Below are 25,328 nucleotides of genomic sequence, written 5' to 3'. Positions count from 1 at the left end.
TGAACCCACTCGCCGCCGCTGTGCGCCAAGCCCTATCAGAATGCCGGTAAATACGGCCGCCCGTCCGCCAGTTGTCACCCTTCGAACGGGAAGCCGACTTGCCCTTGGCATACCCACGAGTGCGACGTTCCCAGGTCTCGTGCACACAAAGTAATCCTACGATCACCCCTCCAGCCATGGCGATCCGTGAATCGCCACCATTCGCCACCCCTTCGAATGAACTCCGTCCGCGCTGATCGCGATTCACTTGACACGGCATCATCGGGGATGGATGGAACGGTGTACGCCGGGGCGCGCGAAATCGGGCGCACCACCCGGAGTGCGACAGGGCGCCGCCTGGACCGCGCGGCAACGGGTAGCCGGAAGCAGAGCGTGACAAACCGGCTCCGTCACGTAACCACTGGTGGGTCGGACCCGTTGGAGGGGGCATGGGCTTCACGATCGGCAGCAGTCGGACGATGCGCGACATCCGGACCGGGACACGACGCCGCGGCCGCTCGTCGGAGTGCACCGCGGTCGCCGAGTACACCGGGCTGTGGGGCTGGGACGTGGTCCCGGGCGCCCGGGCCGCGTCGGGCACGTGCTCGTGCGGCAGGACCGACTGTGCGGCGCCCGGAGCGCATCCCCTCGACTTCGCCCCGACGATCCGGGCCGGCGCGACGCTCGACGAGGCGACCGGCACCTGGGCGGGATTCCCGGGTGCCGCGGTGATGCTCCCGGTCGGCCGCGCGTTCGACGTGATCGAGGTCGCGGAGCCCGCGGGGCGCCGGGCGCTCGTGCGCCTGGAGCGGATGGGTCTGCCGCTCGGCCCGGTCGCGGCCACCCCGGACGGCCGCGCCCACTTCTTCGTCTCCCCCGGATCCGCCGCCGAACTCCCCCGCCTGCTGTACCGGATGGGCTGGGACGACGCCTCCCTCGACCTGCACGGCCTCGGTCGCGGCACGTTCGTCACCGCCCCGCCCTCCGACCGCGCCGGGCTCGGCCCGGTCCGCTGGCTGCGCGCCCCCGCCCTCGACTCGGCGACGAACCCGCCCCAGGCCCGTCTGCTGCTCGGCACGCTCGCCTACGTGGCCCACCGGTCGCGGGTCTGACCGGCCCGAGCCGCCCCTCACCCCACCACCGTCCGTACGACGAAGCGCCCGTCCCCCGAGTACGTCTCGGGAGGCGGGCGCTTCTTCGGGCACCTACGCGTTCGCGCGGATGCTCACTCTCCGATAAGGGCGTCAACGAACGCCTCCGGCTCGAACGGCGCCAGGTCGTCCGCGCCCTCGCCGAGCCCCACCAGCTTGACGGGCACACCCAGCTCGCGCTGGACCGCGATGACGATGCCGCCCTTCGCCGTGCCGTCGAGCTTGGTCAGCACGATGCCGGTGACGTCGACGACCTCGGCGAACACGCGGGCCTGGATGAGGCCGTTCTGACCGGTGGTGGCGTCGAGGACGAGCAGCACCTCGTCGAGCGGGGCGTGCTTCTCGACGACGCGCTTGACCTTGCCCAGCTCGTCCATCAGACCGGTCTTCGTGTGGAGCCGGCCTGCGGTGTCGATGAGCACGACGTCCGCGCCCTCCTCGATGCCCTCCTTGACCGCGTCGAACGCGATCGAGGCGGGGTCGCCGCCCTCGGGGCCGCGCACCGTACGGGCGCCGACGCGCTCGCCCCAGGTCTGGAGCTGATCGGCGGCGGCGGCGCGGAAGGTGTCCGCGGCCCCCAGCACGACGTTCTTGCCGTCGGCGACGAGCACCCGCGCGAGCTTGCCGGTGGTGGTGGTCTTCCCGGTGCCGTTGACTCCGACGACCATCACGATGCCCGGGGTGTCGAGGTTCGAGTCGGTCTTGACCTCGCGGTCGAACTCCGGGACGAGCAGCTGGAGCAGCTCCTCGCGCAGCAGGCCGCGCAGCTCGTCCGGGGTGCGCGTGCCGAGCACCTTGACGCGCTCGCGCAGCCGGTCGACCAGTTCCTGGGTGGGCTGCACGCCGACGTCGGCGGTCAGCAGCGTGTCCTCGATCTCCTCCCAGGTGTCCTCGTCGAGGTGCTCGCGCGAGAGCAGCGTGAGCAGCCCCTTGCCGAGCGCGTTCTGCGAGCGGGAGAGCCGGCCGCGCAGGCGCACGAGGCGGCCGGCGGTCGGTTCCGGGATCTCGATCCCGGGAGCGGTCGGAGGCTCCTCCACGACGACCGGCGCATCCGCCGAGCGGTCGGGGAGATCCACTTCCTCTATCGTTCGGCGCGACTCGTCGCGCGGCGTCTCGGCCTCGTCGCCGACGTGCGGTTCGGCGGGCGGGGCGGTGATGTCGGGGGCGGACGGGGGCGGCGGGGGCAGCTGCTTCCGCTTGCGGCTGCCGACGACGAGCCCGCCGAGCGCGCCGATCACGACCACGGCGATGACTACAGCAAGGATGACGGTTTCCATAACGTCCCCCAGTATCAGTCATCGCCCGCGCGGGAGGGATTTTCCCCCGCGCAGAGGAACTCTTGTCGTTTCGTACGAGGATCCGGAGCCGGGCGGAGCCCGGGTGCCGCTCCCCGCTCGCGCCCGATTCCGGCCTCCGCCGCTATGGCTACCTGACGTACCGTCAGCTACCGTCCCCCACCACACACGAAGGGGGGCTCCCCATGCCCGTTACGGTCGTGCGCTTCAACCTCGTCGAACCCGGCGCCACCCCCGCCTCGCTGAGCGCCCGCTACAAGGCGGCCGTCGAGATGGCCCGGTACGCCGACGACCGCGGCGTCACCACGGTGCAGACCGAGGAGCACCACGGCGTCGCCAACAACTGGCTGCCCTCACCGTTCGCGTTCGCGGGCACCGTCTTCGGGGCGACCCGGAACGTCGCGGTCACCGTCTCGGCGGTCATCGGACCGCTGCACGACCCGCTGCGCCTGGCCGAGGACATCGCCGTACTGGACCTGCTGAGCGGCGGGCGGCTCGTGACGGTGGCCGGCATCGGCTACCGGCCCGAGGAGTACGCCCTCTTCGACGTCGACTGGAAGCAGCGCGGCAGGCTCCAGGACGAGCTGCTCGAGACGGTGCTGAAGGCCTGGACGGGCGAGGAGTTCGACTACCGGGGCCGTACCGTTCGGGTCACCCCGCGCCCGTTCTCCGATCCGCACCCGCTGCTGCTCGTCGGCGGCTCCTCCCGGGCGGCGGCCCGGCGTGCCGCCCGGCTCGGGCTGCCGTTCTTCCCGAGCGCGCACCTGCCCGAGCTGGAGGCGTACTACAAGGAGCGGCTCGTCGAGTACGGCACCGAGGGCTGGACGATGATGCCCGGCGCCGAGACCCCGCTGCTGCACATCGCCGAGGACCCGGACCGCGCCTGGGCCGAGTACGGGACGCACTTCCTGCACGAGGCACGGACGTACGCCTCCTGGCAGTCCGGCGAGATCCGCTCGGCGGTGAAGTCGGCGGCCACGACGGTCGAGGAGCTGCGCGCCGAGGGCGTCTACCGCATCCTGACGCCCGGCCAGTGCGTGGAGCTGGGCCTCGACAACCTCGTCCTGCATCCGCTGTCCGGCGGGATGCCCCTGGACGAGGGCTGGCGCAGTCTCCAGCTGTTCTGCGAAAACGTACTGCCCCGGCTCGCCTGACCTTTCGGTCCGAGCCGGGGCAGGACGCCCTCTTTACGAGTACGAGGAGAGGGGCAGCGGGGACTTGGCCCTTCTCCCCGAGCTTCGGGGAGCCACCGGGGCCCGCGCGGGGCGCCCGGTGACGCGGGTGGGGCTAGCCCATCTCCTCCAGGGTCTTGCCCTTCGTCTCCTTGACGAACTTGAGCACGAAGGGGATGGAGAGCACGGCGAACACCGTGTAGATGATGTAGGTCCCCGAGAGGTTCCAGTCGGCCAGCGACGGGAAGCTCGCGGTGATGGCCCAGTTGGCGATCCACTGCGCGGAGGCGGCGACACCGAGAGCGGCGGCGCGGATCCGGTTCGGGAACATCTCGCCGAGGAAGACCCAGACCACGACGCCCCAGGAGAGGGCGAAGAAGAGGACGAAGACGTGGGCGGCGATCAGGGCGACCCAGCCCTGGGTGGCGGGCAGCTTGCCGTCGACCAGGTCGTAGGAGAAGGCCCATGCCTCCAGGCCGAGACCGATCGCCATACCCACCGAGCCGATGAGGGCGAGCGGCTTACGGCCGATGCGGTCCACGAAGATCATGGCGATCACGGTGCCGACGATGTTGATGATCGACGTGGTGAACGAGTAGAAGAACGAGTCCGTCGGGTCGACGCCGACCGACTGCCACAGCGTCGCGGAGTAGTAGAACGCGATGTTGATGCCGACGAACTGCTGGAAGACCGAGAGGCCGATACCGACCCAGACGATCGGCTTGAAGAAGACGGTGCCGCCGAGCAGGTCCTTGAAGCTCGACTTGTGCTCCCGCTTCATCGCCTGCTCGATCTCCGCGACGCGGGCGTCCAGGTCGATGTGGTCGCCCTCGACCTCCTTGAGCACCTCGCGGGCACGGTCCCTGCGGCCGACCTCCAGCAGGAAGCGCGGCGACTCGGGGATGGCGAAGGACAGCAGACCGTAGAGGACGGCCGGGATGACCATGACGCCGAGCATGACCTGCCAGGCTTCCAGACCCATCAGCTCGCCGCGCTGGTCGCCGTCGGCGGCCTGCAGGATGCCGTAGTTGACGAGCTGCGAGATGGCGATGCCGACGACGATGGCCGCCTGCTGGAAGGAGCCGAGCCGGCCGCGGTACGCCGCCGGGGAGACCTCGGCGATGTAGGCGGGGCCGATGACGGAGGCCATGCCGATGGCGAATCCGCCGATGATGCGCCAGAAGGCGAGGTCCCACAGCGCGAAGGGCAGGGCCGAGCCGACGGCGCTGATGGTGAACAGGACCGCGGAGATCTGCATGCAGCGGATGCGGCCGATGCGGTCGGCGATGCGGCCGGCGGTCGCGGCGCCGATGGCACAGCCGATCAGGGCGATTGCGATGACCTGGGCCAGCGCCGCGGAGCCGATGTCGTAACGGCTGCGGATGGCCTCGACGGTGCCGTTGATGACGGCACTGTCGTAACCGAACAGGAAACCGCCCATCGCGGCCGCGGCCGCGATGAAGATGACGTGCCCGAGATGTTCGGGATGAGCCGGCCTGGCTGCCGGTGGGGGTGCCTGCGCTGCGCTGGTCACGTAAAACTCCTCGGGCCACCGGCCTCGCTGCCGGGGGTGGGGGGCGAAACCCTTCGATGGTGGTATCAGTGGCGCACAACTTCACGCCGCCCACCACCTGAAGGTAAAAGCAACGTTGCAGAGACTATGCCTTCAAGATGCGAAGTCAATAATGGGGATGCTGTGAGGTTCTGCGCCCAAACGTGTGCTGCTGTGTTCAAGACTTGAACAGTTGACCCTCGTACGGCTCAACACAAGGCCTTCTGCCCCCGAAGCTTCGGCAGTAACTCCGTGGGAGGTACACCGATGTGACACTCGGAACACGGGAGCCGGCGACCGGTGCGGGCACGGGGCACACCGCGTCCATCAGCACCCGGGAACGGCCGACGCCCGCACGGCGAAGGCGAGTCCGCGTACGCCGACCGGGTGGGCGACGCCCGGGGCCCCGCCGGCGAGTGTCCGGGGACAGCGCCCCCGCGGACGTCAGCGCAGTCGCTGGCTGATGACCTTCGAGACTCCGTCGCCCTGCATCGAGACGCCGTACAGCGCGTCGGCGACCTCCATCGTGCGCTTCTGGTGCGTGATCACGATCAGCTGCGAGGCCTCCTGCAGCTCCTGCATGATGCGGATCAGCCGCTGGAGGTTGGTGTCGTCGAGCGCCGCCTCCACCTCGTCCATCACGTAGAACGGGCTGGGGCGCGCCTTGAAGATCGACACCAGCAGCGCCACGGCGGTCAGCGACCGTTCGCCGCCGGAGAGCAGGCTGAGCCGCTTGACCTTCTTGCCCGGTGGCCGGGCCTCGACGTCGACGCCCGTGGTGAGCATGTTGTCGGGGTCTGTCAGGATCAGCCGTCCGTCGCCGCCCGGGAACAGCCGGCTGAAGACCCCTTCGAACTCCCGGGCGGTGTCCCGGTACGCCTCGGTGAACACCTGCTCGACCCGCTCGTCGACCTCCTTGATCACCTGGAGGAGGTCGGTTCGCGTCTTCTTGAGGTCCTCCAGCTGCTCGCTGAGGAACTTGTGACGCTCCTCGAGCGCGGCGAACTCCTCCAGGGCGAGCGGGTTGACCTTGCCCAGCTGCTGGTACGCCCGCTCGGCCGACTTGAGCCGCTTCTCCTGCTCGGCACGGTGGAACCGCCGGGGCTGGTTGCGCGGGTGCTCCGGGTCCTCGGGCAGCTCCTCGCCCTCGGCCGGAAGGGACGGCGGTACGGGCTGCTCGGGGCCGTACTCCGCGACGAGTCCCCCCGGCTCGACGCCGAGCTCGTCCAGTGCCTTCGCCTCCAGCTGCTCCACGCGCATCCGCTTCTCGGCGCCCAGCACCTCCCCGCGGTGCACCGAGTCGGTGAGCTTGTCCAGCTCGGACTTGAGGTCGCGTCCCTGACTCCGCGCGGCGACGAGTTCCTGCTCGCGGTGGGCCTTGGCGCTGTCGGCGGCGGTGCGCTCCTCGTCGGCGCGGGCGAGCGAGACCTCGACGTGCGCGAGCAGCTGCCGCGCTCCCGAGGCCACGGCCTGCGCGACGGCCGCCTCGTGACGCAGCCGTGCCCGGCGCTGCTCGGCACGCGCGCGTGCCTCGCGTTCGGCCCGGGCGGCCCGGTCGAGCGAGTCGGCCCGTCCGGCGAGGCCCTTGACCCGCTCCTCATGGGTCCGCACCTGGAGCCTGGCCTCCATCTCGGTCTGCCGGGCGTTGGCGCCGTCCGCGGCGAGCCGGTCCCGCGCCGAGGTGTCGGGCTCCTCCTCGACGGGCATCTCCTCGGCCACGGCGAGCCGTTCGGCCAGCTCCTCCGCCTCCTCCAGGGCCCGGTCGAGGGCGTCCTGCGCGCGGGCGGCCGCCGCGGTGCTCCGCTCGGCCTCGCCCGCGGCTCCGCGCGCCTGCCCGGCCAGCCGGCCGAGCTGCTGCGCGACCGACGACTTCTCCCGCTCCACGGCCCGCCGCCGCTCCCCCAGCTCCTCGACGAGCGCGGCCCGTTCCGTGCGCCGCCCGGCGGCGAGGCGCTGTGCCTCGGACAGCTCGTCGCAGCGCACCGCCAGCTCCTCCAGCTCGGCCGCCGCCTCGTCCACCGAGGCCTGCACCTCGAGAAGGCTGGGCGCTCCGGCGGACCCGCCGTGCGCGAAGTGGGCGCCGAGCAGGTCGCCCTCGGCGGTCACGGCGGTGAGCCCGGGCCGCGCGTAGACCAGGTCCTCGGCGTCCTCCAGGGTTCCGACGACGACGATGCCGCGCAGCAGCCGCCGTACGGCCGGCATCAGCTCGGCGGGCCCGCGCACGAGGTCGGCGGCGTACCGCCCCCCGTCACCAGGGCCCTGCTCCTCTCCCCCGATCCTGTGTCCGTCCCGGACGTCCCGGACGGACTCCTCGGGTGCTCCGGCGAGCAGGAGGGAGGCCCGGCCCGCGTCCTGTTTGCGCAGCAGCCGAATGGCCTCCGCGGCCGCGGCCGGCGTGCTGACGGCGATGGCGTCGGCGGCCGCGCCGAACGCGGCGGCGAGCGGGACCTCGAAACCGGGGGTGACCGACAGCAGTCCGGCGGCGGGGCCCAGCAGTCCGGTCAGCCGGTCGCGGGCGTCGAGCAGCGCCCCCGTGCCGTCCTTGCGCCGGAGCCCGAGCGCGAGTGCCTCGTGGCGGGCCTGGGTCGCGGCCCGCCGGCGTTCGGCCGCGGTGACGGCCTCGCGGGCGGCACCGAGACCGGCCTCGGCGTCGGACAGCGCCCGTTTCGCCGCCTCGTGCTGGTCCGTGAGGTCGGCGTCGCCGGCGTCGAGGCCCTCGACCTCGGCCTTCAGCTGCTCGTACTCCTCCTGGGCGGCGAACGCGCGCTCCTGTGCCTCGTCGCGTGCGGCGGCGAGCCGGTCGATCTCGGCCTGGGCGGACGCGGCCCGTGAACGGGCGGCGTTGACCTGGCCGTTGAGGCGGGCGAGGCCCTCGCGGCGGTCGGCGATGGCACGGGCCACGTCCTTGAGGCGGCGCTCCTCGACGGTGAGTTCGCGCTCCAGATCCGCGCGGTGGGAGACCGTGTCCTCCAGAGCCCGCTCCGCCGCCTCCAGGGCCGCTTCGAGTTCGGCCTCCTGCTCACGGATCCGTGCGGCCTCGCGCTCCATGTCCTCGGGGTCGCGTCCGCGCCGCTCCTCGGCGGGCACCGACGTGGCGCTCTTCACGCGCGCCTCGGCCAGCGAGATCGTGCCGCGCACCCGTTCGGCGAGCTGGGAGAGTTCGTACCAGGTCTGCTGGGCGCGCTGGAGGCGCGGCGTCAGCTGCCGGACCTCGTCCTCCAGGAGGGACTCCCGCTGGAGCGCCTTCTTCAGCTCGGCCTCGGCAGACTCCTTGCGCTCCTTGAGCGCGGCCTCGTCCGCGATCTCGGACTGGAGCGCCCCGCGCAGCCGGACGAGGTCGTCGGCGAGCAGCCGCAGCCGGGCGTCGCGCAGGTCGGCCTGGATGACGGCGGCGCGGCGTGCCACGGCGGCCTGCCGGCCGAGCGGCTTCAGCTGGCGGCGCAGTTCGTCCGTGAGGTCCTGGACGCGGGCGAGGTTCGCCTTCATCGCGTCCAGTTTGCGAAGCGCCTTCTCCTTGCGCTTGCGGTGCTTGAGGACGCCGGCCGCCTCCTCGATGAAGGCCCGGCGGCCCATCGGGTCGGCGTGCAGGACGGAGTCGAGCTGGCCCTGGCCGACGATGACGTGCATCTCGCGGCCGATGCCGGAGTCGGACAGCAGCTCCTGGATGTCCAGCAGGCGGCAGGTGTCTCCGTTGATCTGGTACTCGCTGCCGCCGTTGCGGAACATGATCCGCGTGATGGTGACCTCGGCGTACTCGATCGGCAGGGCGCCGTCGGAGTTGTCGATGGTGAGGGAGACCTCGGCACGGCCGAGCGGCGGGCGCCCGGTGGTACCGGCGAAGATGACGTCCTCCATCTTGCCGCCGCGCAGCGACTTGGCGCCCTGCTCTCCCATGACCCAGCTGAGCGCGTCCACGACGTTGGACTTGCCCGAACCGTTGGGGCCCACGACACAGGTGATGCCCGGCTCGAACCGCAGCGTGGTCGCCGAGGCGAACGATTTGAACCCGCGGAGGGTCAGGGCCTTGAGGTGCACGCCGCCGGACTCTACCTTTCGGTCCCGGTCTCACTCCATGAACGCGCGGTTTCACCCGTGAATGTGCAGGGCACACCACACGTTAAAGAGAGGGGACGGGGGTCCACGGGGGCGCGGGGGCAAGAAAGAAGGGACGCCGAAGAGGCGTCCCTTGCAAATCTGACAACTTAGCGGCTGATTCGGGCTGGCCGACCACTGCTGTCGTGAGTAGTGCGGTGCAGCGGTCAGGTGAGCGCAGGCTCCGCCTGGGGTACGTCGATGCTCTCGAGAAGCGAGTCGTGAGAAGCGGCAGCCGCGAGCGCGTCGTTCTCGGCCTGAATCCGTACGAGCTCGGATTCGAGGTCCTGTACGCGCTGCTGGAGCCGTCGCATCTCGGCGATGAGTCGCGGGTCGGAACCGCCGACGTAACCGAGAAGCGCCTTTGCCATGATGGATGGTCCTCCACACTGAGTGACCGACCGGGAAGCGGTGTGGGTCGTGAGGGAATCGCACCCGCGATGCTTGACACTGCTGATGTCCTGCTGCCGTTCCACATGCCAAACAGCTAAGGTGCGCGGGGCTTTCAGAGTCTCACCAAAAAGTTTGACGGTCAACACGATCACGCCCCGTATCGGGGGGCAACCCGCTGTCGCGCGGCTCTGAACCGGCGGCGCTGCGACTCCTGCGGGACCCTCAGGGCGTGGAGATCATCGTTACCTCGCGAGCCTGCCACTTCGCGGCCTTCTTGGCAACCACCAGGCCATTCCTGCTTCGGGCAGGTGCCCGGGGCATGCGCGGAGGGCTTCCCGGAGGCCCTCGCGCGTCACATCGTCAGCGGATGGCGAAGCTGTCGTAGATCCCCCGGGGCGTGTCCCAGATCTCAGTGACTCCGTCCACCCGGCCGGGCGTGTCGTCGCCCTGGAGCCAGTCGAGCAGTCCCTGACAGCCGTCGCGAGGGCCCTCCGCGACGACCTGGACGCGTCCGTCCTCCAGATTGAGAGCAAAACCACTCAGGCCGCCGATCTCCAGAGCCCGGGCACGCGTGAACCAGCGGAAACCCACACCTTGGACGCGCCCGCGTACCCAGACGACCAGCCGTACAACCTCGTTCATGGGTGCACGCTAACCGGACAATGTCTCTCGGAGCACTTCCTCCCCTTGCGCCATGGGGTACCGTCCCCACCCAATGAGTCTCATAAGAAACTCACTCTTTCGGGTGAGGTTCGTTTGAGGATCGCCTGACGCAAGATCGAGGAAGGCCCAAGAGATGGGACGCCACCGACGCCACGCCGCCGGCCGCGCCGCCACAGGCCGCGCCACCGACCAGCACGGGGCCGACACGGAGAACTACGGTCCGGAGAACCTGTACGGCTACGCCGCCGTCGCCGATCTCCCGTCCGCGTCGTCCGCCCGCTCGCACCGCAAGAAGAAGGGTGCGACCGCCGTACGCACCGGCCTGCTCGGTGTCTCGGCCGCCGTGGCCCTGGGCACCGCCGCCGTCGCGGCCGGTGTGCTGCCCGGCAGCGACAACTACGCGCTCGGTGGTGGCGGCGGCAGCTCCGACAAGGTGCAGGCCGTCGGCTCGCCCTCCGGTCTGGAGACCCAGCAGGGCGGCACCTCGGGCAGCGCGGAGGCCCACGACGACGACACGGCGACGAGCCGTGACGCCCATCGCGCGGCCACCCCCTCGGCGGCCCCCTCCTCGTCGTCGCCGTCGGCCGCCCCGACGAAGACGCCCTCGAAGAAGCCCAGCGCCGAGCCGACCGAGGAGTCGAAGGCCCCCGCGGCCCCGAAGCCCTCCAAGACCGCGACGAAGGCGCCGGCGACCAAGGCCCCGGTGACCGTGTCCGCGGAGACGGCGGCCGAGGCCGAGGTGCTCAAGCTCGTCAACGACGAGCGCTCCAAGGTGGGCTGCAGCCCGGTGTCCGCGAACAGCGCGCTCTCGGACCTGGCCCAGTCCTTCAGCGAGGACATGGCGGCACGCGACTTCTTCGACCACACCGACCCGAGCGGCCTCAGCCCCTGGGACCGTGCGGCGCAGGCCGGCATCACCAGCCTCGGCGGCGAGAACATAGCCCGCGGCCAGACCACGGCCGAAGCGGTGATGGAGGCCTGGATGAACAGCCCCGGCCACCGCGCGAACATACTGAACTGCGACTTCAAGACCCTCGGCGTCGGAGCCCACTTCGGCTCGGGCGGCCCTTGGTGGACGCAGGACTTCGGCTACTGAGCCGACCCTTCACGACCGACCCTGCCGCCGAACCCGTCGGCGCCCGGTCCCGCACGTCGTCACGCGGACGAGCCTTGTAGCGCTGCCCGCCGCGCGCCGGCCCCGTCTAGGCGACCGGCACCGACGCCGCCGCGCGGCCCAGGGCGAAGACGCGGGCCGTCTCGGTGATCCGGCGGCCCAGGTGTTCCGCGGTGGCGATGTCGGACGGGTGGACCGCGTCGGGCCCCTCGTCGACGTTGGTGGCCGCGGCGGCGCCCGCGAAGACGCCGAGGCGGTTGAGGTCGTGCTCCGAGCCGGCGCTGTTGTTCCAGCCCGGGTGCAGACCGAGGTTGACCCAGTTCATGCCGTGCTGAGCGGCGAGGATCTGGAAGAACTGCAGGGTGTGCAGCTTGTCGCCGCTCTTGGAGCCCGAGTTGGTGAACCCCGCGGCCAGCTTGTCCTTCCAGTCCTGGCCGAACCAGCGCTTCGAGGACGCCTCCGCGAAGACGTGGAAGGCGCCCGACGCCGTGCCCATGTAGGTCGGCGAGCCGAAGACCACGGCGTCCGAGGCGTCGAGCTGCTCCCACTGCGCGTCGGTGATCTCGTCGACCTTGATCAGATGAACCTCGGCACCGGCCTCGAGGGCACCCGTGCGCACGGCCTCGGCGAGGACCGCGGTGTGGCCGTAGCCGGAGTGGTAGGCGATGGAGACAACGGGGGTCGTCACGGTGGGAACTCCTCAGAGCATGAGAACGAGAACGAAACGAGTGCGGGAGCGGCGTATGAGCCGCTCACCAGCGATGCCGAAAGGAAAGCACTAACTTCTGGTTAGTGCAACCTTTCGGGAAGCGCTGCGTCTGCGTATGCTGCTCGCATGGAAACCGTCGTCCCCCTCTCCGAGCGTCCCGACCGCGACGAGGGCACCGCGTGCCCCGACGGCGAGGACCTCGCGTACAACGTGTTCGCGCGCGGCTGCCCGTCCCGGGGCACGCTGGAGCACGTCACCGGCCGCTGGGGCTCGCTCACGCTGGGGGCACTGCACGACGGCACGTTCCGCTTCAACGAGCTGCGGCGCCGGGTCGACGGCGTCAGCGAGAAGATGCTCTCCCAGACCCTGCACGCGCTGGAGCGCGACGGGCTGGTGCACCGGGACGCACAGCCCACGAACCCGCCGCGCGTCGACTACACCCTCACGCCGCTCGGTCGCCAGGTCGCCGAGCGCCTGCTGGCCCTCATCACGTTCGTGGAGGGCAACATGGACGAGGTCCTGGAGTCCCGCGGGCGCTACGACACGACGCGTGGGGCGTGACCTGCGGGGACTGCGGCGAGCGGGAGCGGGACGGTCAGAGGTCGGCGCCCGGACGCGGAGCGCGCTGGCAGCGCGGGCAGAAGTAGCTGGAGCGGTTCATCCAGGCCCGCCGGCGCATCGGCGTCCCGCAGCGACGGCACGGCTCGCCCTCACGTCCGTACGCGTCGAGCGAGCGGTCGAAGTAGCCCGACTCGCCGTTCACGTTGACGTACAGGCTGTCGAAACTGGTGCCGCCGACGGCGAGGGCGTCGTTCATGACGTCGCGGATGTGGCCGAGGAGTTCGGCGGTGCGCGGCCGGGTCATGGTCCCCGTCGGACGCTCGTAGTGCAGCTTGGAGCGCCAGAGCGCCTCGTCCGCGTAGATGTTCCCGACGCCGCTGATCAGTGACTGGTCGAGCAGGGCGCGCTTGATCGTCGTGCGGCGGGCCCGCAGGGCGACGTGGAACGCGGCGTCGTCGAACAGCGGGTCCAGCGGATCGCGGGCGATGTGCGCGATGACGTCCGGCAGTCCGTCCGCGGTGTTCTCGTGCAGGGAGAGCCCGCCGAAGGTCCGCTGGTCGACGAAGCGCAGCTCGGTACCGAGGGAGTCGTCGAAGCGGAAACGGATCCGCAGGTGCTTCTCCTCCACGGCCTCCAGCGGCTGCACGAGGAGCTGACCGCTCATCCCGAGGTGCGCGAGCACGGAGTACGGGGAGTCGTCGAGCGGCAGCCACAGATACTTGCCGCGCCGCATCGCCTCACCGATCCGCTGCCCCTCCAGCGACTTGGCGAAGCCGTCCGGACCCGCCAAGTGCCGCCGCACGGCCCGTGGATGGCGCACCTCGACGGACTGCACGACCCGCCCGGACACCCAGCGTTCCAAGCCCCGCCGCACGACTTCGACCTCGGGCAACTCGGGCACGGGACTCCTCCGGAGGGGCGGACTGAGGGGTGATGCCGGAAGCGTACATCGCACGCGGCGGGCCCTGCCCGGGCGCGGTCGAGCCCCCTCCCCCGGCCCCGCACAAGCACGGACCCCGCCGCGGCGCTGGTGCGCTGCGACGGGGTCCGATGGTGCGGTGCTTCTTGTGAAGGATCAGGCCGTGGCCGTGTCGGTGGTCGGTGCCGAGGGGGTTTCTTCGGTCCCCTCGACGTCCTCGGCCGGAGGCTGAGCGGCGCGAGCCGCCTGCTCCGCGGCCTGGGCCGACTTCGCGCGTTCGTCCGCGGCGGAGCGGATCGCACGCCACGCGGACTCCGCGGCCTGCTGCTCCGCCTCCTTCTTGCTGCGGCCGGTGCCGGTGCCGTACGAGACGCCTCCGACGCGGGCGGCAGCAGTAAAGGTCTTCTCGTGGTCGGGACCGGTCTCCGAGACCAGGTACTCGGGAACGCCGAGCCCCTCGGTCGCGGTGAGCTCCTGGAGACTGGTCTTCCAGTCCAGGCCGGCACCGAGGTTCGAGGACTTCTCGATCAGCGGGTCGAAGAGCCGGTGGACGAGATCGCCCGCCGCTTCCAGACCCTGGTCGAGATAGACAGCGCCGATCACCGCTTCAAGGGTGTCGGCGAGGATGGACGCCTTGTCCCGGCCTCCCGTGCCTTCTTCACCACGGCCGAGCCGGATGAAGGAGCCGAGTTCGAGGCCGCGGCCCACTTCCGCCAGCGCACGAGAATTGACCACCGCGGCCCGCAACTTGGCCAGCTGGCCTTCGGGCAGGTCGGGGTGGGTGCGGTACAGCGTGTCCGTGACCACGAGCCCCAGCACGGAGTCCCCGAGGAACTCCAGGCGCTCGTTGGTCGGCAGACCGCCGTTCTCGTACGCGTAGGAACGATGGGTCAGCGCACGCACCAGAAGGGCGGACTCGAGCTTGTAGCCGAGCCGCCCTTCCAGAAGCGTGTGGGACGAGGCTGTGTTCTCCGCCTTTTTCTTGGCGTTTGAGTCCGCCTTGGCGTCAGACATCAGACCTCTCACCAGCCGCTCAGACCTCGAGGACCTGGCGCTTGTTATAGGTGCCGCAAGCCGGGCACGCGATGTGCTGCAGCTTGGGCTCGTGGCAGCGCTCGCACGCAACCAGGGTGGGGACCGCAGCCTTCCACTGCGACCGGCGGTGGCGCGTGTTGCTGCGCGACATCTTCCGCTTCGGAACAGCCACGGCTACTTCTCCTGCTTCTCGTCGACGCCAGGTTCGGCGCCGCTCAACTCGTCCTTCTCGCCATCTTCGAGTGAACCGGCGAGTCCCTGCAGTGCCGCCCAACGGATGTCGACGGCGTCATGTTGGTGCTCCGGGTCGTCCGCGAGCCGGGCTCCGCATTCGGAGCACAGGCCCGGGCAGTCGTCCTGGCACACCGGCTGCATCGGCAGTGCGAGCACTACCGCATCACGCAGCACGGGTTCGAGGTCGAACAAGCCGTCCTCGAGGAAGAGCGTGTCCTCGTCGTCCTCGGCGTCGTCGGCCGGCTCCGCCTTGGGGCGGCCCCGGTCATCGGCGTCAGGGTACGAGAACATCTCCTGGAAGTCCGCTTCGAGCACCTGCTCAAGCGGCTCCAGACACCTTACGCACTCCCCCTTGGCCGATGCACGGGCGGTGCCTGTGACAAGCACCCCTTCCATGACCGACTCCAGGCGGAGGTCGAGCTCCACCGGGGCGCCTTCCGGCACTCCGATGACGCCCTGGATCCCGAGATCCTGGGGCGCGTCGATCGTGCGGTTCAGGCGCTGCAGCGCGCCAGGACGCCGCCCCAGCTCGTGTGTGTCGAACACGAGAGGGTTGCGGTGGTCGAGGCGGGCGTTCAGAGCCATTCCTGCTTTCGATCTTCGAACTCATGGGGACGCTGCCCCTGGTGTTCCGCGGGCAGCGTTGATCGCGGACGTACACGCGACCGAAGAGCCAGGATACTGGACCTTTCGCTCACGGCCCAATCCGGTCCGGGCGACCCGCTCCGTCCCCCGGCGCGCGCCCCTCCCGGCCCGGCCGTCAGTGGCCGCCGCGCCCCTGTTCGTAGGCCCTGAGCTGCTCGGCGCTGATCATGCCGGTGTCGAAGAGACTGGTCTCGTCGAGCCCCTGGGCCTGCTGTTCCTGGAGCTGCCCCTGCTGCTGGACGTACGCCTGCTGCTGGTTCTGGTCGTACGCCGCCTGCTGGTCGTAGCCCTGCTGCGGGTAGGCGGCGTACGGGTCGGCCTGCTGGTAGCCGTAGGGGTCCTGCTGCTGGGCGTACTGCTGCTGGTAGCCGTACGGGTCCTGCTGCTGGTGCTGGTAGGCGTACGCCTCCTGCTGCTCGCCGTACGACGGCTGCTGGGCCGGCACCTCGGGGGCCGCCTGGACGGGCTGCTCGGGGACCTCGGCCAGGTCGGCGAGGCCGGCCAGGTAGTCGGAGTCGCTGGTGTGCAGGCCCGGCGTCCCGTCGTCGCCGAAGGGGGTCAGGTCGCCGAGGTCGTCGCTGGCGATCCGGCCGTGCAGCTTCTGCCGGCCGCGGCCGACGGCCTCCAGGGTCTTGGCGAGGACCGCCTCGAAGGCGCCGAGCTTGATGTCGACGTATTCGTCGGCGTTGCGGCGCAGGGTCTCCGGGTCGTGGCTGCGCTCGGGGGCGTCCTCGTCCTCGTACCCCTGCTCGTCGACGCCCGGGCCGGTGCCGAGGAGCTTCTCCCGGCCGCGGCCGACGGAGCCGAGGGTCTTGGTGAGGACGACCTCGAAGTTGGCGAGCTTGGAGTCGACGTAGTCGTCGGCCTCGGCGCGGATGTCCTCGGCCTCCTGACGGGACTCGGCGAGGATCCGGTCACCCTCGTTCTGCGAGCGGCGGGCGACCTCGGTGTCGGAGATCAGGGAGCCACGCTCGGCATGCGCGGTCTCGATGATCCGCTCGGCCTCCTGGCGGGCCTGCTCGACCATCTGCTCGCGGCCGCCGATCAGCTCCTGCGCCTGGGCGAGGGAGCCGGGCAGCGCCTGGCGCACCTCCTCGAGCATCGCGAGCAGGTCGGCGCGGTTGACCACGCACGAGGCCGACATCGGCATGGACCGGGCACTGCCGACCGCGGCCACGATCTCATCGAGCTTCTTCTGCACGTCCACCGTGTGCTCGCCACTCTCTACAGCTGTGATGGAGACGGACGGGTCGACTGTACGACCACTGCCGCCCCGCCCGACACCGGGTGACGCACTGTCAGCCGCTCACTGCTTGCCCAGTCGCTCCGTGAGCTGTTCCAGAACCAACGGCGGCACGAGGTGGCTGATGTCGCCGCCCCACTGCGCGACTTCCTTGACCAGGGAGGAGGACAGGAAGCTGTAGGTCGGGCTGGTGGGGATGAAGAGGGTCTCGACACCCGAGAGGCCGTTGTTCATCTGGGCCATCTGGAGTTCGTAGTCGAAGTCGCTGACCGCGCGCAGGCCCTTCACGATGGCCGGGATGTCGCGCTGCTTGCAGTAGTCGACGAGGAGGCCGTGGTAGGCCTCGACCTGGACGTTGCCGAACTCGGCCGTGACCTCGCGGATCAGCTCGATCCGCTCGTCGACCGTGAACAGGCCCTTCTTCGACTGGTTGATCATCACCACGACATGTACGACGTCGTACAGCGGCGAGGCGCGGGCGATGATGTCGAGGTGTCCGTTGGTGATGGGGTCGAATGACCCCGGACAGACGGCGCGGCGCAACAGTGGTCCCTCGCTCTCCGGTCCGGTCATCGTGCGTCTTCGCACGTAGAGGCGGCGCGACCGTACCAAAACGTGCCCTCGCCGTATCGACGGGCCCTGACGGCTTCGAAACCGTCCGGCCACACGAATTCGCCGCCTCTGGTGCTGCGCTCCACGGTGACGAGCGCATCCTCCGTGAGCCAGCCCCCGGTCCGGAGTGTGAGCAGGATCTCGCGAAGATCGTCGTCCGGGACCACGTACGGAGGGTCGAGGAAGACCAGGTCGTAGGGTTCCGCGGGCGGCGCCGTACGGACGATCTGCTCCGCTTTGCCCGCTCTGACCTCGGCGCCCGGCAGGCCCAGTGTCGTCACGTTCTCGCGGATGATCCGGGCCGCGCGGGCGTCGGCCTCGACGAGGAGGGTGTGTCCGGCGCCGCGGCTGAGCGCCTCCAGCCCGACGGCGCCCGACCCCGCGTACAGGTCGAGGACGCGCTCGCCGCCCAGCGGGCCGCCGAGCAGGGACTGCCAGGTGGAGAAGAGGCCCTCGCGCGCCCGGTCGGAGGTGGGGCGGGTGCCGGTGCCCGGCGGGACGGCCAGACGGCGTCCGCCGGCCCGGCCGGCGATCACGCGGGTCATGAGGGTCCTTTGCGCTGAGGGTGAGTCGGTCGTTCCCAGTCTCTCAGCCGACGGCCGGTCACCGCGGTCAGCCCTTGTCCAGGTACTGCTCGCGTTCCTCGTCGAGCAGGGCGTCCAGAGCGGTGCGCAGTCCGGGCAGGCCGGTCAGCTCGGGGTCCGCGGCGACGACCGCGGTGGCCTCCTCGCGGGCCTCCGCGATGATCTCCTCGTCCTCGATGACGGCGAGCATGCGCAGGGAGGAGCGGACTCCGGACTGGGCCTGGCCGAGTACGTCGCCCTCGCGGCGCTGTTCGAGGTCGATGCGGGAGAGTTCGAAGCCGTCCAGCGTGGAGGCCACCGCGTTCAGCCGCTGGCGGGCCGGGCTCGCCTCGGGCATCTCGGAGACGAGCAGGCACAGCCCGGCCGCCGAGCCGCGGCCGACGCGGCCCCGCAGCTGGTGGAGCTGGGAGACACCGAAGCGGTCGGCGTCCATGATCACCATGGCGGTGGCGTTCGGTACGTTCACCCCGACCTCGATGACTGTCGTCGCGACGAGGACGTCCGTCTCGCCGGCGGCGAAGCGGCGCATCACGGCGTCCTTGTCGTCGGGGTGCATCCGGCCGTGCAGAACCTCGATCCGGAGCCCCTGGAGGGGTCCCTTGGCGAGCTGGGCGGCGATGTCCAGGACGGCCAGCGGAGGACGCTTCTCCGCGTCGTCCTCGGGTGAGGCCTTCTTCCTGCCCTTCTTCGGGTCGTCGTCCTCGTCGCCGATGCGCGGGCAGACCACGTACGCCTGATGGCCGTTCTCCACTTCCTCGCGCACGCGCTCCCACGCGCGGGCGAGGAAGTGCGGCTTGTCGGCGGCGGGGACGACATGGCTGGCGATCGGGGAACGGCCTGCGGGCAGCTGGTCGAGCACGGAGGTCTCCAGGTCCCCGAAGACCGTCATCGCCACCGTGCGCGGGATGGGGGTGGCGGTCATGACCAGAAGGTGCGGGGGCTGCTTGCCCTTGCCGCGCAGGGCGTCGCGCTGCTCGACGCCGAAGCGGTGCTGTTCGTCGACCACGACCAGGCCCAGGTCGTGGAACTGGACCTTGTCCTCGATCAGCGCGTGCGTGCCGATGACGATCCCGGCCTCGCCGGTGACCAGGTCGAGCAAGGCCTTGCGGCGGCCCGCCGCGCCCATGGAGCCGGTGAGCAGGACGACCTTCGTCGAGTGCTCCACCCCGCCGAGCATGCCGCCCTCGGCCAGCTCGCCCATCATCTCGGTGATGGACCGGTGATGCTGCTGGGCGAGCACCTCGGTGGGCGCGAGCATCGCGGCCTGCCCCCCGGCGTCGACGACGGCGAGCATGGCGCGCAGGGCGACCATCGTCTTCCCGCTGCCGACCTCCCCCTGGAGCAGCCGGTGCATCGGGTGCTCGGTGGCGAGGCCGTCGAAGATCTCCTTGGACACCTTCTGCTGGCCCTCCGTGAGGGTGAAGGGCAGTTTGGCGTCGAAGGCGGTGAGCAGGCCGTCCGGTGCGGGGACGCGCGCCACGGCGGGGAGTTGGGCGTCGGCGTGGCGGCGGCGGGCGAGGGCGACCTGGAGGACGAACGCCTCGTCCCACTTGAGGCGGGCGCGGGCGTCGTCGATGTCCGCCTTGGTGTGCGGGCGGTGGATCTTGAGGAGGGCTTCCGGGAGGGTGACCAGGCCGCGGCCCTCGCGCAGCGAGTCCGTGAGGGGGTCGACGGCATCCTGGGCGCTCGGCAGCACCGTCTGGAGGGATTTGGCGATCTTCCAGGACTCCAGCTTGGCGGTGGCCGGGTAGATCGGGATGAGGGCGCCGGCCCAGCTGTCGACGCTCTCCACGGCCTCGTCGCCGTCCCCGGTGAGCAGTTCGTACGCCGGGTGGGCGAGCTGGAGGCGGCGGTTGAAGACGGAGACCTTGCCGGAGAACATCGCGCGGGTGCCGGGCAGTAGCTCCTTGTGCGGCTTGTGCACGCCGTGGCCGAAGAAGACCAGTTGGAGGCGGCCGCTGCCGTCCGTGATGGTCACTTCGAGGCGCTGGCCCTTGCCGCGGGGCGCCTTGGAGGAGGCGAAGGTGTGCAGGCGCGCGTCGGCGACCTGGGCGACCACGGTCACGTGCTCGTCCAGCGGCAGGTCGGCGAGGTGGGTGAGCTGGCCCCGCTCCTCGTATCTGCGCGGGTAGTGGTGCAGCAGATCGCCGACGGTGTGCAGGCCGAGGTGCTCGGCCATCACCTTCGCGGTGGCGGCACCGAGCGCCTTTTTCAGTGGTTCATCGAGCACGGGCACGAGATCCATTGCACACCACACCTCTGACATTGCCGTATACGTCCTGGAAATCCGCTGGTCAGGCGGCTCGTTCCGGGCCTAGGATGACGCGCTCCGGCCCTCTTCGCGGTCACCGTCCCCCGGGACCGCCCGACCCCGCGCCGTCGCACGTCCCCCCACCGGCGCAGCGACGATGGACTCCCAGACCTCACAGCCCTCACCGGCCTCCCCGTCACCTCACACGTTCCAGGTCGACCTGCGCGGTCTGGTCGACCTGCTCTCCCATCACCTGTACTCCAGCCCCAAGGTCTATCTGCGCGAGCTGCTGCAGAACGCGGTGGACGCGATCACCGCGCGCCGCGCCGAGCAGCCGGACGCGCCCGCCACGGTGCGGCTGCACGCCGAGGGCGGCGCCCTGCGCGTGGAGGACTCGGGCATCGGGCTCACGGAGTCCGACGTGCACAGTCTGCTCGCGACGATCGGCCGCAGCTCCAAGCGCGACGACGGCCTGGAGTCGGCCCGTTCGGACTTCCTCGGCCAGTTCGGGATCGGGCTGCTGGCCTGCTTCGTCGTGGCCGAGCGCATCCGGGTGGTCAGCCGCAGCGCGCGGACGCCCGACGCGGCGCCGGTCGAGTGGACGGCGGCGGACGACGGCTCGTACACCGTGCGGACGCTGCCGCACTCCGCGCGACCCGAACCGGGCACCACCGTGCACCTGGTGGCGCGCGCCGGGGCCGCCGAGTGGCTGAGCCCCGAGCGGGTCAGGTCGCTGGCCCGGGACTTCGGGGCGCTGCTGCCGTACGACGTGCGGGTGGGCGAGGAGGCGATCGCGGATCTCCCCGCGCCCTGGGACCGCTCCTATCCGAGCCCCGCCACCCGCCGCGTGGCACTGGCCCGGCACTGTCACGACCTGTTCGGGTTCACTCCGCTGGACTCGATCGACCTGGACGTGCCGCTCGCCGGGATCCGGGGTGTGGCCTATGTGCTGCCGTCGGCGGTCAGCCCCGCCCAGCGGGCGAGTCACCGGGTGCACCTGAAGGGCATGCTGCTCACCGAGCGGGCCGAACAGCTGCTGCCCGACTGGGCGTTCTTCGTGCGCTGTGTCCTCGACACGGACAGTCTGCGGCCCACCGCCTCACGCGAGTCGCTGTACGAGGACGAGACGCTCGCGGCCGTACGGGAGGCGCTGGGCGAGCGCATCCGGTCCTGGCTGACCGGGCTCGCGGCGGGCGATCCGGAGCGGCTGGCCGCGTTCCTCTCGGTGCACCACCTCGGGGTGAAGTCGCTGGCGCGGCACGACCCGGAGATGCTGCGCACGATGCTGCCGTGGCTGCCGTTCGAGACGACCGACGGACGGCTGTCCCTGGAGGAGTTCGCGCAGCGGCACCCGGTGGTGCACTTCACGCGGACGGTGGAGGAGTACCGGCAGGTCGCGCCGATCGCCTCCGCGCAGGGCGTCGGGGTCGTCAACGGCGGTTACACGTACGACAGCGAACTGGTCGAAGCGCTGCCGTCGGTGCGTCCGGGCACGGTCGTCTCGGAGCTGGACGCGGACACCGTGACCGCGCACCTGGACGGGGTGGACCCGGCCGAGGAGCTGGCGCTGTCGGCGTTCCTGGCGGCCGCCCGGGCCCGGCTCGACCCGCTGGGCTGCGACGTCGTCCTGCGGGCCTTCCATCCGCTGTCGGTGCCCGCCCTGCACCTGGACGACCGGGCCGCCCGGCACGAGCAGGCCCGCGCGGACGCCGAGGAGCAGGCCGACGACCTGTGGGCCGGCATCCTCGGCTCGCTGCGCGGCAGCGCCCCGCGCGCGCGGCTGGTCCTCAACCATCTCAACCCGCTGATCCGGCGCATCAGTTCGCTCGACGAGCCGGACCTGATCGGCACCGCCACGGAGTCGCTCTACGGGCAGGCCCTGCTGATGGCCCAGCGCCCGTTGCGGCCGGCGGACTCCGCGCTCCTGAACCGCGCCTTCATCGGCCTCCTGGAGTGGGCCACGCACACCGACCCCGGAAAGGACGACCGCCGATGAACCCGGCCATGGACTTCGACACACTGCGCCGGGCGATGGCGGACAACTACGGTCAGCCGGAGGGCCCCGCCCGCAACGCGCGCGCGGAGCACCTGCTCGTGGAGGCCGAGAAGCTGGGCATCCCGCTCGCCGTGATCGAGGCGCTCGGACACCAGCTGAAGGTCTACAACTACAGCTCGGAGAAGGGCAAGATGTTCGTGCCCTTCGCGCGCCTGCTGCGCATGTGGGACGAGCGCCCCGAGGACTTCGACGAGTACGAGATCCACTCCCTGCACTGGGTCTTCAAGTGGATGTCGGCGGGCATGCTCGACCAGCCGCACGTCCCGCTCGCCTCCATAGAGAAGTGGCTCGGCGAGATGGAGCACCGCTACCGCCTCGCCGGCCACTCCGAACGGGCGGTGCGCAGCGCGGAGTTCAGTGTCGCCGCGCACCTGGGCGATCTGGCGCGCGCCGAACGGGCGTACGGTGCCTGGCTCGCCGCCGACCGCGACACGATGGCCGACTGCCACGCGTGCGAGCTGCACGGGCAGGGGTGGTGGCAGTCGGTGCGCGGCGCCGACGGCGAGGCGCTGGAGTTGTGGGCGCCGGTGCTGGAGGGCGAGTACGGCTGCGCCCACGAGCCGCACACGGTGCTCGCGTCGTCCCTGTTGCCGCTGCTGCGTCTCGGGCGGGTCGAGGAGGCGCGCGCCCACCATCTGCGGGGTTTCCGGCTGGTGCGCGCCATGGAGAGCATGCGGAGCGCGTACGCGGACCACGTGGAGTTCTGTGCCGTCACCGGCAACGAGGCGCGCGCCCTGGAGCTCCTCGCGGAGCGTCCGGCCTACTTCACGGACTCCGGGGACCCCCGCAGCAAGCTGGAATTCATGGCGGTGGTGGCGCTCCTGATGGACCGCCTGACCGCTCTGGGGCTCGGGGAGCAGACGGTTCCCGGGCCCGCCGGACGGGTCTGGACGGCGGCGGAACTCGCCGTGCACGCGCGCGGGGAGGCGCTCGCGCTGGCCTCTCGATTCGACGCCCGCAACGGCACGTCGTACGTGAGTGAGCGGGCCGGCGCGCGGATGGACCGGCCGGTGCTCGTCGACCGGCTGCCGCTGGGCGTCCGGTCCGTGCGCACCGCCCGCGCCGGCCAGGGGGCGCCGATCGAGGCGCACACTCCCCCGCCGGACGCCCAGGGAGTCGCGCCGTCCGCCGGGAGCAACGGGGACGCGGCACCCGGCGGGAGCGCGGCGACCGGGCTGGACGCCCTGCTCGCCGAGGCCCGGGGGCTGGCCGCGCGCCGGAGTCCGGACGCCGTGGAGGCGTGGGAGGCGGTCTCGCGGGCCGCCGAGGGGCATGAGCTGGACGTCCACGACCGTGCGGCGATCGCCGATCACGCGGCGATGGGGCGGGGCCCGCAGGGCATCGACCTGTTCCTGCGGGCGGCCGAGCTGTACGCGGAGGCGGGTGACCCCGGCGAGGCGCTCGCGGCGCGCTCCCGTGCCGCGTACGTGCGGGCGTTGACCGGTGGCTCCGAGGAGTCCCTGGCCGACTGCGCCGAGCTGCGCGAGCAGGTCCTCGCCCTGTTCGCGCGGGGCGGCACCGGTGTGGCGCAGACGGCGTCGGTGCTGGTGGGCCGGGCGCGGACGCTGATGCACCGGGTGGAGGAGGCGGAGTCCGCGCAGGACAGCGCCCCGCCCGGCGGTCCGGATCCACTGGACGAGGTCATGGCCGTCGCGGAGGCGGCCGCGCGGGAACTGCTGGCCTTGGTGGAGCCGCACGGCGCCGACGACCCGGCCGTGGCTTCGCGCGGCGCGGAGGCCCACGCGATGCTCGGGGAGCTGGCGGCGCGTGCCGGGGACGGCGAGGCGGCGGCCGCGGCGCTCACGCTGGCCGTCGACGGGTTCGTGGCGGCCGGGCTGCCGTGGTTCGCGGTGGAGTACGACTCCCGGCTCGCCGGGATCGCCCTGCACCTGGGCGACCCGGAGCTGGCGGAGCGGTCGGCGCGGGCCGCCCTGGAGCACGGAGGGTCCCACCTGGAGCCGGCGGGCCAGGCGCAGTTGCAGCTGCGGCTGGCGGAGATCCTGGCGGCGACCGGGCAGGTGGGCCCCGCCGCGGAGCACGCCCTGGAGGCGGCGCACTGGGCCGACGAGGCGGGTGAGGCCTGCACGCTCGGTGCCTGGGCGCGTCATCAGCTCGGCGGGTTCCTGCTCCGTCAGGGGCGGTGGGCGGAGGCCGCCGAGATCCTGGAGTCGGCGCTGCCCGATCTGACGGCCGAGATGCACGGCGACGGCGCGATCGTGCAGACGCGCTGGTGGCTCGGCGACTGTCTGACCGAGCTGGGCGAGCACCGCGGGGCGGCCGAGCACTGGCTGCGGGCCGCGGACATCGCCCGGCACTGGCCCGAGCAGCGGGACCACGCGATGCTCGCGCATCTCGCCGCCGAGGCCCTCGGACGCGCCGGGCTGACCGCCGAGGCGGACCGGGCGTATGCCCGGGCAGGCGACCTGTGGCGCGAGCTGGGCAACGTGGACGGGCTGGTCCGGTCGCTGCGGGCGCGCGCGTGGGCCGCGGCCCGCAGCGACGAAACCCTCGACGGAGCGCGGGAGTTGATGGAAGCGGCGCTGCGCGCGTGTGCGGCGGCGGTGGAGGGCCCGGCGCAGGCCGCCGGCTCGCCGGGCACGGCGCCCGGTGGCGGAGCGGACGCTGGGGAGGCGGAGGAGGCGCGGCGCGGGATGGTCGCCGAACTCGGCCACACGCACCGCCAGTTCGGGGACCTGGTGGCCCGTTCCGTCCCGGACGACGAGGAAGAGGCCCTCGCGTGGGCCGCGTTCGAGGAGTCCCTCGGTCATCTCACTCGCGCCATCGCCGTGTTCGCCTCCCTCGGGGACGACGTGCTCGACGCCCGTACCGGCGCCGAACTGGCCGCCGGCCGGCTGGAGGCGGACCTGGGCCGGCACGAGGCCGCGGCGGCCCGCGCGCGTGCGGTGCTCGACGCCTGCCCCCGCCTGGACGGAGACGTCGCCGAGGCCCGCCGCGCGGAGGCCGGGCGGATGCTGGAACGCGTGGAGAGGCCGGAGAAGGCCTGAGCCGGCCGGACGCCGATGCCGGTTCCGCGCGGGACCGGCATACGCCCGGCAGGCCCGCGCCGG

The 25,328-nt window shown here is 71.5% G+C and carries 20 protein-coding genes; 6 read left to right on the top strand and 14 right to left on the bottom strand.

Annotated elements, in window-relative coordinates; genetic code table 11:
• The first annotated feature begins 428 nt into the window (after positions 1–428).
• The gene (locus ABZT74_RS16310; protein ID WP_355867879.1) at positions 429–1,091 is read left to right on the top strand and encodes a bifunctional DNA primase/polymerase; all 663 of its coding nucleotides are present in this window, start codon (positions 429–431) and stop codon (positions 1,089–1,091) included.
• Positions 1,092–1,204: 113 nt separating this feature from the next.
• On the opposite strand, the gene ftsY is transcribed toward ABZT74_RS16310, so the two are convergent.
• On the bottom strand, positions 1,205–2,407 hold the full coding sequence (gene ftsY, locus ABZT74_RS16305; protein WP_355867876.1) for a signal recognition particle-docking protein FtsY: 1,203 nt from the start codon (positions 2,405–2,407) through the stop codon (positions 1,205–1,207).
• Positions 2,408–2,610: 203 nt separating this feature from the next.
• On the opposite strand from ftsY, the gene ABZT74_RS16300 reads away from it, so the two are divergent.
• On the top strand, positions 2,611–3,579 hold the full coding sequence (locus ABZT74_RS16300) for an LLM class flavin-dependent oxidoreductase (RefSeq protein WP_356169729.1): 969 nt from the start codon (positions 2,611–2,613) through the stop codon (positions 3,577–3,579).
• Between the two features lie 133 nt (positions 3,580–3,712).
• Here the strand turns inward: ABZT74_RS16300 and ABZT74_RS16295 are convergent, their stop codons facing one another.
• The 4 genes from ABZT74_RS16295 to ABZT74_RS16280 form a co-directional block, all read right to left on the bottom strand.
• On the bottom strand, positions 3,713–5,131 hold the full coding sequence (locus ABZT74_RS16295; RefSeq protein ID WP_355867870.1) for a sugar porter family MFS transporter: 1,419 nt from the start codon (positions 5,129–5,131) through the stop codon (positions 3,713–3,715).
• Positions 5,132–5,593: 462 nt separating this feature from the next.
• Positions 5,594–9,184, bottom strand: a complete 3,591-nt coding sequence (gene smc, locus ABZT74_RS16290; protein WP_356435505.1) for a chromosome segregation protein SMC — start codon at positions 9,182–9,184, stop codon at positions 5,594–5,596.
• A 224-nt stretch (positions 9,185–9,408) separates the two neighbouring features.
• Entirely contained in the window at positions 9,409–9,612 is a 204-nt protein-coding gene (locus tag ABZT74_RS16285) for a hypothetical protein (RefSeq protein ID WP_028802434.1), read from the bottom strand.
• 382 nt (positions 9,613–9,994) lie between these two features.
• Entirely contained in the window at positions 9,995–10,276 is a 282-nt protein-coding gene (locus tag ABZT74_RS16280; RefSeq protein ID WP_355867858.1) for an acylphosphatase, read from the bottom strand.
• Between the two features lie 154 nt (positions 10,277–10,430).
• Between ABZT74_RS16280 and ABZT74_RS16275 the strand changes: the two genes are divergently transcribed.
• Positions 10,431–11,393 carry a CAP domain-containing protein gene (locus ABZT74_RS16275; protein WP_356169724.1) on the top strand — a complete coding sequence of 321 codons (963 nt, stop codon included), beginning with the start codon at positions 10,431–10,433 and terminating at the stop codon, positions 11,391–11,393.
• A gap of 106 nt (positions 11,394–11,499) precedes the next feature.
• On the opposite strand, the gene ABZT74_RS16270 is transcribed toward ABZT74_RS16275, so the two are convergent.
• On the bottom strand, positions 11,500–12,099 hold the full coding sequence (locus ABZT74_RS16270) for a flavodoxin family protein (RefSeq protein WP_356169721.1): 600 nt from the start codon (positions 12,097–12,099) through the stop codon (positions 11,500–11,502).
• 147 nt (positions 12,100–12,246) lie between these two features.
• On the opposite strand from ABZT74_RS16270, the gene ABZT74_RS16265 reads away from it, so the two are divergent.
• Complete coding sequence (locus ABZT74_RS16265; RefSeq protein WP_355867849.1) at positions 12,247–12,681, top strand: helix-turn-helix domain-containing protein; 435 nt, start codon at positions 12,247–12,249, stop codon at positions 12,679–12,681.
• A 34-nt stretch (positions 12,682–12,715) separates the two neighbouring features.
• Here the strand turns inward: ABZT74_RS16265 and mutM are convergent, their stop codons facing one another.
• From mutM to recG, 8 genes are all read right to left on the bottom strand, one after another.
• Complete coding sequence (gene mutM / locus ABZT74_RS16260) at positions 12,716–13,582, bottom strand: bifunctional DNA-formamidopyrimidine glycosylase/DNA-(apurinic or apyrimidinic site) lyase (RefSeq protein ID WP_356169718.1); 867 nt, start codon at positions 13,580–13,582, stop codon at positions 12,716–12,718.
• A gap of 174 nt (positions 13,583–13,756) precedes the next feature.
• Complete coding sequence (rnc, locus tag ABZT74_RS16255; protein WP_356169716.1) at positions 13,757–14,614, bottom strand: ribonuclease III; 858 nt, start codon at positions 14,612–14,614, stop codon at positions 13,757–13,759.
• A 19-nt stretch (positions 14,615–14,633) separates the two neighbouring features.
• Positions 14,634–14,807: a 50S ribosomal protein L32 gene (gene rpmF / locus ABZT74_RS16250; protein WP_006139588.1), complete on the bottom strand. Its 174-nt coding sequence runs from the start codon at positions 14,805–14,807 to the stop codon at positions 14,634–14,636.
• Positions 14,808–14,809: 2 nt separating this feature from the next.
• Positions 14,810–15,454 (bottom strand): YceD family protein, encoded by a 645-nt coding sequence (locus ABZT74_RS16245; RefSeq protein WP_356169713.1) that lies wholly within the window; start codon positions 15,452–15,454, stop codon positions 14,810–14,812.
• Between the two features lie 175 nt (positions 15,455–15,629).
• On the bottom strand, positions 15,630–16,721 hold the full coding sequence (locus ABZT74_RS16240) for an ATP synthase F0 subunit B (RefSeq protein ID WP_355867837.1): 1,092 nt from the start codon (positions 16,719–16,721) through the stop codon (positions 15,630–15,632).
• 99 nt (positions 16,722–16,820) lie between these two features.
• Positions 16,821–17,300, bottom strand: coding sequence for a pantetheine-phosphate adenylyltransferase (coaD, locus tag ABZT74_RS16235; RefSeq protein ID WP_355868199.1), 480 nt, complete (start codon positions 17,298–17,300; stop codon positions 16,821–16,823).
• A 26-nt stretch (positions 17,301–17,326) separates the two neighbouring features.
• Complete coding sequence (gene rsmD, locus ABZT74_RS16230; RefSeq protein ID WP_356435501.1) at positions 17,327–17,914, bottom strand: 16S rRNA (guanine(966)-N(2))-methyltransferase RsmD; 588 nt, start codon at positions 17,912–17,914, stop codon at positions 17,327–17,329.
• A gap of 67 nt (positions 17,915–17,981) precedes the next feature.
• Positions 17,982–20,198: an ATP-dependent DNA helicase RecG gene (gene recG / locus ABZT74_RS16225; RefSeq protein ID WP_356435498.1), complete on the bottom strand. Its 2,217-nt coding sequence runs from the start codon at positions 20,196–20,198 to the stop codon at positions 17,982–17,984.
• A 163-nt stretch (positions 20,199–20,361) separates the two neighbouring features.
• Here recG and ABZT74_RS16220 point away from each other — a divergent pair, with 163 nt between their 5' ends.
• Positions 20,362–22,200, top strand: coding sequence for an HSP90 family protein (locus ABZT74_RS16220; protein WP_356435495.1), 1,839 nt, complete (start codon positions 20,362–20,364; stop codon positions 22,198–22,200).
• Complete coding sequence (locus ABZT74_RS16215; protein ID WP_356435492.1) at positions 22,197–25,265, top strand: tetratricopeptide repeat protein; 3,069 nt, start codon at positions 22,197–22,199, stop codon at positions 25,263–25,265. Before ABZT74_RS16220 ends, ABZT74_RS16215 begins: the two co-directional genes overlap by 4 nt.
• Positions 25,266–25,328: the final 63 nt, after the last annotated feature.

The organism is Streptomyces sp. NPDC005302 (genome assembly GCF_040607345.1).
In the GTDB taxonomy this organism is placed as follows: Bacteria; Actinomycetota; Actinomycetes; order Streptomycetales; family Streptomycetaceae; genus Streptomyces.
This window is presented reverse-complemented; position numbering and strand designations above follow the sequence as displayed.

Bases quoted from the DNA above. Each gene is read 5' to 3' on its own strand.
- ABZT74_RS16275 (WP_356169724.1), top strand. From the start codon at position 10,431: ATGGGACGCCACCGACGCCACGCCGCCGGCCGCGCCGCCACAGGCCGC.
- ABZT74_RS16220 (WP_356435495.1), top strand. From the start codon at position 20,362: ATGGACTCCCAGACCTCACAGCCCTCACCGGCCTCCCCGTCACCTCAC.
- rnc (WP_356169716.1), bottom strand. From the start codon at position 14,614: ATGTCTGACGCCAAGGCGGACTCAAACGCCAAGAAAAAGGCGGAGAAC.
- ABZT74_RS16285 (WP_028802434.1), bottom strand. From the start codon at position 9,612: ATGGCAAAGGCGCTTCTCGGTTACGTCGGCGGTTCCGACCCGCGACTC.
- ABZT74_RS16245 (WP_356169713.1), bottom strand. From the start codon at position 15,454: ATGGCTCTGAACGCCCGCCTCGACCACCGCAACCCTCTCGTGTTCGAC.
- recG (WP_356435498.1), bottom strand. From the start codon at position 20,198: ATGGATCTCGTGCCCGTGCTCGATGAACCACTGAAAAAGGCGCTCGGT.
- ABZT74_RS16215 (WP_356435492.1), top strand. From the start codon at position 22,197: ATGAACCCGGCCATGGACTTCGACACACTGCGCCGGGCGATGGCGGAC.
- rsmD (WP_356435501.1), bottom strand. From the start codon at position 17,914: ATGACCCGCGTGATCGCCGGCCGGGCCGGCGGACGCCGTCTGGCCGTC.
- ftsY (WP_355867876.1), bottom strand. From the start codon at position 2,407: ATGGAAACCGTCATCCTTGCTGTAGTCATCGCCGTGGTCGTGATCGGC.
- ABZT74_RS16265 (WP_355867849.1), top strand. From the start codon at position 12,247: ATGGAAACCGTCGTCCCCCTCTCCGAGCGTCCCGACCGCGACGAGGGC.
- ABZT74_RS16300 (WP_356169729.1), top strand. From the start codon at position 2,611: ATGCCCGTTACGGTCGTGCGCTTCAACCTCGTCGAACCCGGCGCCACC.
- ABZT74_RS16280 (WP_355867858.1), bottom strand. From the start codon at position 10,276: ATGAACGAGGTTGTACGGCTGGTCGTCTGGGTACGCGGGCGCGTCCAA.
- ABZT74_RS16310 (WP_355867879.1), top strand. From the start codon at position 429: ATGGGCTTCACGATCGGCAGCAGTCGGACGATGCGCGACATCCGGACC.